This window comes from Curtobacterium flaccumfaciens UCD-AKU (assembly GCF_000349565.1).
In the GTDB taxonomy this organism is placed as follows: domain Bacteria; phylum Actinomycetota; class Actinomycetes; order Actinomycetales; family Microbacteriaceae; genus Curtobacterium; species Curtobacterium poinsettiae.
The window spans coordinates 158975-172052 of record NZ_KB714628.1 but is presented as its reverse complement, the minus strand read 5'-3'; the positions used below and the strand labels follow the sequence as shown (position 1 = coordinate 172052).

10 protein-coding genes are annotated in these 13078 nt (G+C 64.6%); 8 read left to right on the top strand and 2 right to left on the bottom strand.

What is annotated here, in order from left to right; all coding sequences use genetic code 11:
- Positions 1–131 precede the first annotated feature (131 nt).
- Positions 132–674: a hypothetical protein gene (locus H489_RS37790; RefSeq protein WP_139179566.1), complete on the top strand. Its 543-nt coding sequence runs from the start codon at positions 132–134 to the stop codon at positions 672–674.
- Positions 675–1096: 422 nt separating this feature from the next.
- On the opposite strand, the gene H489_RS37785 is transcribed toward H489_RS37790, so the two are convergent.
- Positions 1097–1282 (bottom strand): hypothetical protein, encoded by a 186-nt coding sequence (locus H489_RS37785; RefSeq protein WP_139179565.1) that lies wholly within the window; start codon positions 1280–1282, stop codon positions 1097–1099.
- A gap of 32 nt (positions 1283–1314) precedes the next feature.
- Positions 1315–2955, bottom strand: coding sequence for a hypothetical protein (locus H489_RS30735; RefSeq protein ID WP_017887655.1), 1641 nt, complete (start codon positions 2953–2955; stop codon positions 1315–1317).
- A gap of 441 nt (positions 2956–3396) precedes the next feature.
- Between H489_RS30735 and H489_RS30730 the strand changes: the two genes are divergently transcribed.
- The 7 genes from H489_RS30730 to H489_RS30700 all read left to right on the top strand — a co-directional run bounded on the left by H489_RS30730 (position 3397) and on the right by H489_RS30700 (position 13026).
- Positions 3397–4671, top strand: coding sequence for a Druantia anti-phage system protein DruA (locus H489_RS30730; RefSeq protein WP_017887654.1), 1275 nt, complete (start codon positions 3397–3399; stop codon positions 4669–4671).
- Positions 4672–4855: 184 nt separating this feature from the next.
- A complete protein-coding gene (thyX, locus tag H489_RS30725; protein WP_017887653.1) occupies positions 4856–5548 on the top strand; it encodes an FAD-dependent thymidylate synthase in 693 nt (230 codons plus the stop codon).
- A 115-nt stretch (positions 5549–5663) separates the two neighbouring features.
- Positions 5664–6128, top strand: a complete 465-nt coding sequence (locus tag H489_RS30720; protein ID WP_017887652.1) for a hypothetical protein — start codon at positions 5664–5666, stop codon at positions 6126–6128.
- Between the two features lie 78 nt (positions 6129–6206).
- Positions 6207–8759: a protein kinase gene (locus H489_RS30715; RefSeq protein ID WP_139179564.1), complete on the top strand. Its 2553-nt coding sequence runs from the start codon at positions 6207–6209 to the stop codon at positions 8757–8759.
- A gap of 26 nt (positions 8760–8785) precedes the next feature.
- The gene (locus H489_RS30710) at positions 8786–9949 is read left to right on the top strand and encodes a hypothetical protein (protein ID WP_139179563.1); all 1164 of its coding nucleotides are present in this window, start codon (positions 8786–8788) and stop codon (positions 9947–9949) included.
- A 289-nt stretch (positions 9950–10238) separates the two neighbouring features.
- Positions 10239–10586 carry a hypothetical protein gene (locus tag H489_RS30705; protein WP_017887649.1) on the top strand — a complete coding sequence of 116 codons (348 nt, stop codon included), beginning with the start codon at positions 10239–10241 and terminating at the stop codon, positions 10584–10586.
- Between the two features lie 742 nt (positions 10587–11328).
- Entirely contained in the window at positions 11329–13026 is a 1698-nt protein-coding gene (locus tag H489_RS30700) for an acid phosphatase (protein ID WP_017887648.1), read from the top strand.
- Positions 13027–13078: the final 52 nt, after the last annotated feature.

The window sequence follows — 13078 nt, the reverse complement described above, 5'->3', positions numbered from 1 at the left end:
CCGTACACCGTGCCGTGCCGAGCTTCTCGCCAGTGCCGAGCCGGTTCGCATCCACGGTCGCGTTGCAGCAGCGCGCATGGAGGCGGCGGGCGCCGTTCGAGTGGCAGTTCACCCTGCAAGTCGGAGCTCATATGAACCTCATCCGCCGCAGCCGGCGGGACGCTGTCGAAGCGGAGGTCCTCGAAAAGCGTGTTATGACGGCGTCCCGCAGGCTCGAGCGACTGCTCCGCAACCGGTTCGAGGTGCAGCCGGTCGGCGCATCAGAGCGGATCGCCGCGCGTACATGGGATGTGCGCCTGCTGCCATTACTGAAGGCGCGGGCCCAGCGACTTCTTGCCTCCGACGGAACGCCGCCTACAGCCTGGTTCACCGATTGGGTCGAAACAGCATCCGCGCTAGTACTCACGACAGCATCACTACCAGCCGAAGATGCCGTGGGAGCGGACTCCTCGGCGGTGCCGGACCCGCTTCTCCGTATTCCGCTTCTCGGGCTGTGGGGACTGACCGTCGCCACTGCCACTATTGGGGTCCTCAGCTCCCCAGTGTCAGTGGGTCTTCTCGCGACAGCGGACTGGAAATTCATCGGGTCTGTCGTCGCTGTCGTGGTCGGTGCCGCGACCTGCGTGAACTTTGCGGTCGGCTGGTTCCGACGGACGAGCGGCCGCATCGGCTGACATGACGTGTTCCTGTCCGGGACAAGCCACTCGCGGTCGGAGCTGGTCCGTGTCGAGGTCAGCGCGAAGCCGAACCGGGTTGGCGAACGCGACCCTGCTCTACCGCGCATGCCTTGCTGCGAGGCCCAATGAGCCTTCGCCGCACGGTGTTGCACGAACGAGACGTCGTGCGGCATTCTCAACGACTCATGCCACGTCTGAGCCGCGTCATCGCCGAAGCGTCCTCGATCCGATGCCGGTGTCGACGGCCGCGTCCCGAGCACCGGAAGGCGACGAAGACCGGAATCGGCCAGCGCCTCGGGGCCAGCGCCCCGCGATCTTTTCGGCACTGCGAGCGGGCCGGCGCCTAGTGAGCTCACAATCCAGCAGGTCATGCTCCGCGTTGCATGCGACTGCCGTCAGGCGGGGTAGCGGCGTGTCGTCTATCGCTTCTTGCTGGCCTCACCGTGTTGGCGGCTGTATGCGGCAGCCTGCTCGAGGGCAGCGCGAACTCGCGGGCGGTCCTCGTTGCGCACGACCGTCTTTTGCCGGTCGCCGACGATCACACCCAGTCCCCAGACTCGGCTCTGCTTGATCGGTTCACCTCGTCGTACGGAGAACGTCGTCATGGTGTCGCTCCTTCCGATGTCCTGCAGGTTGTTCAACGCTTCTCGCCGCTCTTGCGCGTGAAGTAAAACTCAACGATGAGGCGCATGACAAACGTCAGCGTACTCACGACCGCCAATGCGGCGATAGCTTCCCGAAGGAGGACCCACACTACATCAGGGGTGGTGAACGAGCCAGTGTTCAGTGTCGCTGCGACGAAACCGGTCAGGCAGAGCATGACCGTGCCGAGGTTCAGCGCTCGCGAGAGCAGCGACGGGTGGCGTGAAGCACGTCCACCGTCGAGTCCGGCGAGGCCGACGGCGGCGACCGGCACGGCAAGGAGGGACGGGAGCAACCACGCTTGTTGCAGCGCCTTGCCGGCGAGCTCAAGCTCGTGGTGGCTGAGCAGCCCAAGGATGATCGCGGCGACAATGCTTGTGATGCTGGTGCTGGCGAAGCTTCCGGGAGCGCGTTCGGTGAAGCTGGTGACCAGCGTGGGTGTTCGGTCCCACGCGACACTTCTGATGTAGATATGCGTCCGTCGCTGGCCTCGACGGTCCTGGTAGGTGATGTCGGCTCCGGTGGCGTTCGTTGCGTCCGCTGAGTAGATGCTGAAGTCTGTGAAGTACGTGCCTTCCGGACCGGCGAGCTCCGCGTGGTAGCTCGGGGTGCGGACTGCGTTCGTCGGCAGGAGATAGAGCCTCAGGGGAGGGACACCGAGCCCGAGTCGCAGCATGTCGAGTAGTCGCACGAGACGCTGCTGAAGGCGCGGCGTGCCAGGGGAGGGGAGCTCGTTGACTGCAACGACGCTGGACTCCACCGTGAACCGATGCGTCCACGGCCACGCTCGCTCATCGACGTCTTCATGGGGAACTGGAACGGCGATCACCTGCTGTCGCAGCACAAGCTCGACAACGTTCGCCGCGACGTCCGCGAGTGTGTCGTCTCGACCGCAGAGCGCCGCGAGAGCCGTCCGGAGCCGGTCGATTTCAGACTCTTCGATGGTGCCGGTGCGGGTGAGCGTGCGGAGTAGGTCATTTTCCAACCCATGGGACGGGTCCGTGTACTGCTCGAGCGTTCGCCTTCCGAGCGGTCGAAGCAGGTGGCGGAGGCAGAGCGCGATGTACAGAGCGACCCGCCGGGAGTCGACCGTTGAGAGTCGCTTGCCGCCGCCATCAGCAATGCGCAGGCCGCTCGTTATCTCGTGCCTGGAAGGCACGAACAGCGGAAGCAGGTAGTCACTTGGTGCTGCGGCTGCCTCCTTGCGCTGCCGTCGCGTGGGTTTCGGTGGGGGTGGGATGACAACTGAGTACGACCCTGTTGTCTTCACGCTGCGTGATGCGTGCTCGACTCGTTCACTGATGCGAGAGAACACGTCGTTGGGCAGAAGGAGGGCCTTGAGGAAGAACTGATACTGCGCGCCGGTCCCCGCCATGTTCCTCGCCAGCGCGTCGACATCGGCGGAGGAGACGTCTGCTAGTGGGGAAGGCCGCGAGCCCAGGCTGATCGGTCGGGTGCGGCTGAGGAGCTGGCCGACGGCGTAAATGGCGAGGAGTGCGACGGCACCGACGGCTATCAGCGTTGACGTTGGCACATCCGGCAGGGACCACTTCGGCCAAATCGCGGAGACCACCATGGCGATGGCGACGCTGGTACTCGCGACGGCGAGAATCGGCACGAGCAGCCACTTCGGCATTGGACATCCCCTCATCTTTGATCGGAGCCTACGGCAGAGCCGCGCCCTCCCACGGCGCGAGACGGCACGCGGTGATGACTTCGGCGGCCCTGCGCAGCGGGAACCTCGGCTGAGGGTGCTCCGCGCATAGGCCACACGATGAAACAGATATCGATGGCCGCGCCCGCCCGGCTTGCAGGCGTAGCACCCACCCGGCCCGCAAGTGTGACAAGGGGCGCGCCTCGGCTCGAGGCCACCCGTCGGCGCGCTGGATGCCGCGGTGGAGCTCCCATCATTTGGGGTTACATGGCATCTGCGATGGCGCTGCGTCCAGCGTTGCCCCTGGGTGAAGTGGTGCGATCCCGGAGCGTGATTCTGGATGGGGCCCGCTTCCCGTTGACTGATTGGCCGTCGACGGCGCACGGCGCTCCGGGCGCGGTGGCCCCCTGCGATACTCGTTGGATGACCTCCGCCCCGGTGACGCATCTCGTCGTCGAGGCGACGAACGGAGCATCCAGCGACACCTCGAACCAAGTGATGGTGTCTGGCCTCCCGGACGTGAACTCTCGCGGGGAACCGTTGACCGCGTTCGCACGCGAAGTACGCAGAGATGTGTTGGAGCACCTTCACCGGCAGGGGTTCCAGTTTGTAGACGGTGGCCTCGCTGCGCCGCACGTCGACGACAAGTCCGCATTGCGGTCGTTGCATCGTGAAGCAGTGCGAGCGAAGGTCGCCCACGCGTTGCCGTCGCTCGCCCGCTATGAGAATCGGTTCGTCGCCCGTCTTGCTGACGGTGCCAGCGTCGTCCCAGAGCGCATCAGGCCTCGCCTGGTTGAGGTGACTTCGCCCCGAAGCGAGGACGGGCTGCTGTGGCGCTGGGCTACGCTGCACTGGTCCATTCCCGTATCGAGCGGATACGGTCGCCGTCTTCGTTTCCTTGTCGTCGACGACGGTCACGACGGGCGGCTGATGGGACTGGTCGGCCTGACCGATCCGGTTTTTGCAATGCGGGCCAGGGACGGCGCCATCGGCTGGGACGCGCAGCAGCGCCGGGACGGCCTGATCCACCTGATGGACGCATTCGTGCTCGGCGCGGTGCCCCCGTATCGGGGGATCCTTGCCGGGAAATTGATGGCGCTGCTCGCCACCAGCAACGATGTTCGTTCCGTGTTCGAGCAGAAGTATCGGACGGCGACGAGTCGTATCTCCGGCGTTTCACGCCATGCCCAGCTCGCTGCGGTGACGACGTCGTCTGCTCTGGGGCGCTCGTCTGTTTACAACCGTCTTCGGCGGCAGGACGGCTCGCTTTCGATGCGTCCGGTCGGGTACTCCTCTGGTACCGGCGACTTTCATTTCACCGGCGGCATCTATGAGCGGTTGGTCGAAGTGGCGGCAGCGGCACTGGATGGCAAGGCGACGCAACGTCACCAGCAGTGGGGTGGAACGAGTTTCCGTAACAGACGTGAGGTTGTTCAACGCGCGCTGCTGGAATTGGGGTTAGACGGCCGGCGCTTGCGCGCGCACGGGGTGCAACGACAGCTGTTCCTCGGAGCGACTGCCGAGAACTCCGAGGAATTCCTTCGCGGGGAGGCAGGCACCTTGGGTGGGAGAGCAGGTAATACGGTTGACGAACTCGCTGAATGGTGGAAGCACCGCTGGGCGGTCCCGCGTGCTGGACGGGAGACCAGCTGGCGCGACTTCCGCGCCGAGAGCTGGCAGCTCTACGGAGCCGAATGAACGACGATGACGGGCGGTCTTGCTCCGCCGAACGGTTGCTCAGTACGCTGAACCGAACCAGCGAGTCGCAGCAGCGAGCACGGGAAGACGCGCACTGATGAGAGATCCGAACCGTCCGTCAACGGTGCACCCGTCAGACGGTGACGAGTCCGAAGCGGCTCTTGCCCCAACATTTCGCAGTGATGTGACGGCGGAACTGGTCCGCAGCCAGGCGTCTGATGCCGATGTGGTTTGGGCTGCTCGCGTGTCCACCGTCGGAGAGCAGTCCCGAGCCGCTTTCGATGAGGACCCGGCTCGCTCTGAAGGCCTGATCCGGTACCTCATGCGGAACCGGCACGGCACTCCCTTCGAACACAACTCGCTGACGTTCTACATCCAGGCACCGATCTTCGTCTTCCGCGAGTTCCACCGGCATCGGATTGGCTGGTCGTACAACGAGGAGTCTGGGCGGTATCGGCGGTTGGCTCCCGTGTTCTACCTCCCGGACGATGACCGGCCATTGTTGCAGACCGGGAAAGCCGGCCACTACGAGTTCACTCCCGGGAGTCCGGAGCAGCACGCGGTCGTTGTGGACGAGACCCGGCGGTCGGTGACTGTCGCCTACGACGCGTACGCCCGCATGCTCGACGCTGGAGTTGCCCGGGAGGTCGCTCGTGGTGTCCTTCCCGTCGCGACGTACTCCTCGATGTATGCCACCTGTAACGCTCGTTCGTTGATGGCGTTCCTGTCGCTCCGGGTCCAGGCGCCAGATGCGCTGTTCCCGAGCGCGCCGCAGCGCGAGATTCACATGGTCGCCACGCAGCTGGAGACGCAGTTTGCGCAACTCATGCCGATCACCCACCGGGCGTTCGTCGACGCGGGACGCGTCGCGCCGTAGGATGGTCCTCTACTATCACGCTGGTGCGTGGCTCGGGGGAGCGACGCGCCGGGCGGTTCGCCGCATCTGAGAACGACAGCGTTCGTTCCGGGAGAGATTGAGACGAAAACTTGTCATGGCAGCTTTGATTCAGGCAGAGATCACGTCGGCGCTGCACTCGCACCGGTTGGTGAGCGCCACTGGTTGGCGGCAGGAGCACGGCACGAGTACCTACACCTGCTCGTGTGGAGAGTCGTTCGATGTGGATCCTCGGTCGGCGAACGTCGCGACGCCGGCGACGTTGCTGGCGGAGCATCAAGCTCAGGTGCTGGAACGGATGGGGTTCGCTCGACGGGCCGACGCGTTCGACGCTTCCACGCTTGAGACTCTGGTGAACGTGCTGATCGAACGGAAGCGCGCTGTCACAGCGGCGTTACAAGGTGCACGGCGTAGCCACTCGTCCACGGACGAACGACGGCTCCTGGGCGCTGAGGCAGAACTTGCAACGCTCTTGGAGACAGTGCATTCGTATGTTGGCATTCGTACCCATGGTGGGCAGGTGGAGCTGCCGATCGACCGTCTGGAGCTATCTGTCGCTTAGGACGTCGCTGGCCTATTCACGTCTCCGCGTCCGGCTTCAGCGTCCCCGGAGTGGGCCTCGACCGGCTATACATAGAGGGTGAATAGTCCTCAACCGGGTTCCGGCGACCTCTCAGAGGAGCAGCTCGCGCTGCTGCGTGACTCGTCGATTTTTTCCGGTGGCGTGCTGCAGACGACCGATCGGACCTTTATCCCGGTCAGCTGTGTCGCGAACGGCCGAAAAGCGGTGGTGTGGCAGGTCGTCGACCGGCGCGGACGCCGGTACGCGGCGAAGATCGCGCTGGCCGAGGACTATGCATCACCGGATCGTGGGATTGAGGACGAGTTCCGGCTGCGTCTCGGCCTGCAACCGCCGCTGTTTACGACATGCGAGGACGTCGGTGCCTTCACCGCTGAGGGCATGCCCGAAGCGTTCGTTGTCATCGTCGAGCAGTGGGTGGATGACGGGTTCACGTTGCAGGACCTGGTGGAGAAGCGCTCCGACGAAATCACCACAGCAACCATCATGAGCTTCGCGCTGCAGATGACTGATGTGCTGGACGCGCTCGAGCGAGAACAGCTCGAGCACGATGATCTGCACGCCCGTAACATCATGCTGCGCCCGTCTCGACCGGGAGAGGTCGCAGCGCACGACCCCGCCGGGGCCGGTTTCCAGCTTGTCGTGGTCGATACGGGAAGCTTGAAGCCCACATCGGCGACGAAGAAGAAGCTTTCGGACGTCGACCACATCGCGCATCACATCGCGGTCATGCACAACGTCGTTCGACGGCGACGAGACCTGAGCCTCGACGATCGGCGATTGTTGCACCTGCTGGAGCCGTTGCTCAATCAGATGACCGACGATGATGCCGGCCGCAGCATCCGCACCGGCGCAGAGATCCGTGAAGCGCTCCGTGTCGTCGCGCGGGACGCAACGTTGTCCCTCGGCGGACGTCAGGAGTTGAAGGAGCCATTCGAACTGATCAACGCGGAGCAGATTCGCAACGACGAACTCCTCCTGGACCTCTTCGCGGAGACGACTTGGCTGAGTCAGCTCACCTCGGGTGACGCCGTCCTCCTGACTGGGCCTCGCGGCTGCGGAAAGAGCATGGTGCTGCGGTGGCTGGCGCTGCGGACGCATGCGAGCGTTGACCGCCGCGTACCGATGGAAGATCTTCACGTGAGTGGCATCTACGTCAGCTGCGCAAGCGACGTGCAGACCCGGCTCAGTGCCTTCCAAACACGCGACGACGTCGACGGCATGGAGGAGGAAATCGTCTTCTTCTTCAATCTGCTGCATATCCTTGAATTGGTTCGCACGCTCGGCGTCGTTGCGCAGCGGGGCGATGCGCAGGAAGTGTTCGGGCTCGGTAAGGACGAAGCGGCGCGCATCTATGAGCTGATTGAGAAGCACCTGACTCCGGCGGCGCCGACCGTCCGATTCAACCCGAACCCGCTCGCGTCGGCAACGCACCTGGTTGAACGGGAACTCTTCCGAAGCCAGCGGCGACTTCACGAGCGCAAGAGCGCGCCATCGGCACCTGTCACGTTGATCGGCGACGTAACAGCGGACCTCGTGCAGATCATGCCGTTCTTTCAGGCCCACCCGATCGCTTTTCTCCTCGACGACTTCAGCACGCATCGTGTCAGCGAGGCTGTCCAGGAACTCGTCTTCAACATTGTCTGGGGACGTCAGCCAAGCCATCACTTCAAGGTGTCGAGTGAGAAATACGGAACAGTGAACTCTTGGTCAGGGCTCACCTCCGACCCGGACCGCGAACGAATCGAGATCGATTGCGGTGCGGAATTCCTCGACGACACCAAGGCCGGGTATGGTGCACCGAATAAGAGGTTCATTCAGAATCTCCTCGACCGGCGCCTGAAGGCGGCAGGCTGGGTCGGCACTGCGCAGGAATTGATCGGGGACTCACTCGATCACAAGGCGATGAATGCGAACCTGCGTGCAAGCGGGAAGCTGAAGGCAACGTACTATGGCCTTGACGTGCTGGCAATGTTGTGCAGCGGGGACATCGCCGCCCTACTCATGCTCTATCGGCGCATCCTCTCGAAGAGCAACAAAACGTCACGAAAAGTAATAGCGGCACGGGCGCAGCACAATGCGGTGGAGGAAGTGAGCCGCCTCCTCCTGAATGCCGTAGTGCATCATCGTCCTCTCGGGGATCGACTGCTCATGTTCGCGCGCGAATTCGGAACGTTCGTCGGAGCTGCATTGCAGGACGGGAAGGGTATCCGGGAGCACAGTCAGATTGTTCCGGTCGAGATTCCCCGCATCGAGGTGGAAAGCAATCTCGGCATGGAGCAGGAACTTCCCGGCGGGGAGTTTGAATTGATCAAGGAACTGCTCCGACGTTCAGTGTTCATTGAACTCACTCTGGGGCGCAGCCGTCATTCACGGTTGTCCACGCTACGCTGGCACTTCCGACGCATCTACCTCCCAGTATTCCGGGCCGGACTGTACAAGAACGATGCAGTGAAGATCAGCCCCCAACAATTCCAACTCATGCTCGAGCAGCCGAAGCTGATTCTCGAGCCGGAGTTGGAGAAGCGACGACGGGCGGTGGTTGACCCAGCGCAGGAGCAACCTTCGGATGTGCAGCTGACGCTGTTCGACGGTGAGGGGCTCAACTCGTGAGGTTCCGAAGGGTCGAGCTCGTTGACATGCACGATGCGTTCCCCAAATTGGAACCGCTCACCGTCGCTCCGGTAACCGATCTCCTGATCGTGGTGAACGGATTCGAGGAACGCAGCACCAGGTACGCATCACTTCTGGCAGGCGGGAGCGCGAACGTCGTTGAGGCAGTCGTCCTGAAATTCGCAACAAACCGTGATGACAACGAAGCGCAGATGACGGACCTGACGGTGTCATTACAGCAATTGAGTACGCGGATGACGACGATCGACGTCGCGGACCTTTCGTCGAAGCTTGCGCCCTCTGTGCGCGCTGCCGCCGAGCGGTCCGAGAACGATGGCGGGCGCCTGAGACTAACCTTCGACGTAAGCGGTGCAAGCGGTCGGATCATTCTGCGCGTGATGCGGTGTCTCTTCGAGTTGGCCCGTGAGGGTATTTCGATTAACTTGACGGTCGCCTACACCGAAGCGACCGAGTACGCGCCCACGCAGGCTGACGCAGAGAACATCCTCAATCAGCTTCGAGCACGAGCCGAGCTGCTGAAGGGCGTCTCGCCATCCGCGCCTATTGCGGTTGGTCCGGACTACGACGCAGATTCCAGTGGCGCAGATGTTGAGTACATCGGACAGTCAGCCGAAGGGTTACCGGAGCACGCGGTGGTGATCTGCGGCTTCAACGCGAACCGGGTCCGCGTTGCTCTGGACGCGGTAGACCCCGCCTTCAATGCCGATGTCCCGCACCGCGGTGTGACCTACATTGCTGGTGAACCGCCAGCGAAGGATCTGGCCTGGCGGCTGACGGTGATGAAACAGATTAATGCGTATCCGGAGGAGCCGGCGGCGTTCGACTTCCACGACGCGTCCACTCTGCACTACATGGAGACGCTGGACCGGCTCGAGAAGGCTTACAACGAGGGGTTCGGGAAGCAACGCCTGACTGTGATTCCGTTCGGGTCGAAGATGCAAACTCTGGCCGCGGCGTTGTTCTGCGAACTTCACCCTGATGTGCGAGCGCAACTCGTCGCACCGAAGCGCTATCAGGGTTCGGACTACTCGCGCGGAAGCGGACCAACGCATCTGCTCCGTTTCGGGGACCTCACAGGTCTCACCGCTCGAATGTCCACACTTGGTTCGTTGAGGTTCCAAACCGGAGGTGGCCTTCTCACCGGGTGGGATGAGACTGAAATGGTCTGACGGGTCCCGCGAAGGTGCGCCTGTCTGGACGCCGCGGCCTCCGCGGGGACGGGGAACAATGCAACCTCGAGGACCTTCACGACCGGATACACGGCGCCGCCGCCGGCCACGGGAAGACGATCGACGTGGCGACGTCGCCAGCGGACACCGTGAGCGTAGGTGCTCGGGCGTGGTCGGCATCCCGTCGCACCCTGTTCGGGGGTATGTCGAGAGGACAGGGGCGCTCGCACTCTATGTGAGACTCTGTCGAGTGTCTTATCAGTCTTTCCCCGGCCAACTTCCTCCGCGAATGCAGGTCCAACGTGCTCGTGCGACGGTCTTCGCGTTCATCGTCGTTGTGGTCTCCGGCGTCGTGGCTCTTGTCCAGTGGCTTGGCCAGCCAGAAGGCATCGGTCTCCTCGTCGCGCTGGCTGCGGGTGTTGGGTTGCCGCTGGTGACTGCCGGCGGGTATGTGGCGAAGTGCCGGTCCAAGCACACGAGAACGGGGCGGTTGTGCGGGAACTGGCGTTCCGGTATTGCGGAGCGCTGCAGTATCAAGGCGCACCGGGAGTTCTTTACGCTGCACGATGCTCTCGCGTTGATGCTTGCCGCCGCTGCTGTCGGCAACGCAATTCTCTGGTACAACTTCGCGCAATAGCTCTGATTCGCCGCCTCTGACGAGGTCATGGCCACTCACACTCTCGATGCCCGGCGCACGCACGAAACCATCAAGCTCGACCCCACGGGACCGCATCGGATGCGACGCGGTGACCGAACGCTTTGGGTGATGGCGGTCCCATCGGACGCGCCAGCGCCGTTCTCTCCTGCGCGACTTCGCCGTCCTGGCGCGCGACACCCTGCGCCGCTGAGGACTTCACCAGTTTCGGGTCTGGTGGAGCGCCCTGCGCCGCACGGCGCGGGTGGATCGACGGGCGGGAGGGGCGGGATCGGGTACCCCGCCCCTCCCGCCCGTGACGGTCGACCGACGGACTGGAGGCGCGGTGCCAGCCCGCACCGCGCCTCCAGTCCGTCTCGTCAGCCGTCTCAGGCACGTGACCGGCCCCTCGGGGGAGGCGAAGGCCGCACTCTCGTGGCGTCGCTGTTGCACCCGGCGGGGTCCGTGGTGAGCAACAGCAGCGAGTACGGCAGCGGTTCACGCAGGTGCCACTTCCGGTTCACGCGCCTGCGCCACGCTTCTGCTCTGTGTCACCGAATCGTGTGACCACGCTTCGAGTGGAGAGAACGCCATGCGCCGGTTCCTGATCGCTGTTCCGAGACGTCGGGCCCGCACGGTGATGGGGGTCCTGGCGGTGGCGTGCGCCGTGTCCTTGATCGCTCCGGCGGGCGCATCTGCGGCGACATCCCGGACCGCGCCGCGTCCAGGCGCCTACGGGTACTTCGTGGACACCTACAAGACGAACACCCCTGCCGCCACGACGCCGGAGACGAACGCCGCGACCGGGGTGCTGTCGCAGTTCGGCACCCTGTGGCGCCCGGGATCGTCGTGGGACAACGGGGTCGCCACCAGCGCTGCAGCGCAGCGGATCCTGGACTCGAACATCGCGCAGGCAGCGCGGACCACGCAGACCCGGACGGATGCGCAGGGGCACGAGGCGTACCTGATCGACCGACGGAACCAGAGTTACTCGGCCATCGCGGGTTTCGGTGACCTGTCCGACGCGGTGCGGACCGCGACGAACGCGGGCACGACGATCCCCGACGAGATCCCGGCGGACGCCACGACGAAGCAGTACGCCGACCAGGGCAACGCGAAGGGCGCGTGGGCGGACACCGATTCGGAGCTCGGCGACGTCGTCCAGCTGGTGAACACGCTGCGGGGCGACTACTCCTCTGCCAGCAACGCGAAGAAGTACTACCAGTACCCGCGGCCGTACCGGCAGAGCCAGGACGTCAAGGTGCTGCCGCAGCTCGTCCCCGAGAAGTCCCCGACGCCCGCCACGGACGGCGGCTTCCCCAGCGGACACACCAACGCCGGCTACCTGGCATCTCTGGCCTTCGCGTACGCGTACCCGGAGAAGTACACCGAGCTCCTCACCAACGGCTCGGAGATCGGCAACAGTCGGATCGTCGCGGGGATGCACTCGCCGCTCGACGTCATGGGCGGACGGGTCCTGGCGACTGCGCTGGCAGCGGCCGTCCTGAACGACCCGGCCAACACGCAGCTCGAGCAGCAGGCGCACCAGCAGGCGGAGAAGGTCCTCGCCGCAGCCGGCCCGAGCGCGGTCGATCGGTACGCGGACTACGCAGCGGACAAGAAGAACTACCGCAAACGTCTGACGTACGGGTTCGCGCGCACCGGCGCAAAGACCACCCCGGCCACGGTGCCGAAGGGTGCTGAAGCGCTCCTGCGGACCCGCCTGCCGTACCTCAGCGACGCCCAGATCCGAGAGGTGCTCCGGACGACCGCGCTGCCGTCGGGCTACCCCCTGCTGGACGATGCGGAAGGGTGGGGGCGACTCGATCTGTTCTCGGCAGCGTCCGGCTACGGAGCGTTCGACAGCGCGGTGTCGGTGTCGATGAACGCCGCCGAGAAGGGCCTGGACGCCGCCGACACCTGGCGCAACAACATCGGCGGGAACGGGTCACTGACCAAGCGGGGTACCGGCAGCCTCGCCCTCGCCGGCTCGAACCGCTACACCGGGGGCACCATCGTCCGCGGTGGGACGCTGACGGCGGACTCCGCTGCTGCCCTGGGCAAGGGGTCGGTGGCCACTGTCTCCGGCACGCTCGCCGATGCCAGCACCAGGGTGATCCGAATCGGCGGCAACCTGACGCAGCGCTCGCACGCTGCACTGTCGCTGAGCGTCTCCGGGCCCCGTCCAGCCATGCGCGTCGACGGCACGGCGTCGTTCGGCGGGACGCTGCGGGTGCACGTCGCCAAGGGCACGGCCGTGTCCAACGACGTGGTCCTGATCACGGCGGACCGGATCGCGAAGGGCTCGAGCTTCAGCAGGGTCCGCGTCGCCGGCCTGCCCGCCGGGTACAAGCCCGTGTTGGAGCGCCACGGCAACGAACTGCACCTCGTCAACGCCAACGCGACGAAGCACGGCCACGGCCGGGGCCACGGCGCCGCCTGAGACGGAGCGCGTCAGGCGACTCTCCGGGGCCGGTGGCCACGGCGGGCTGTGC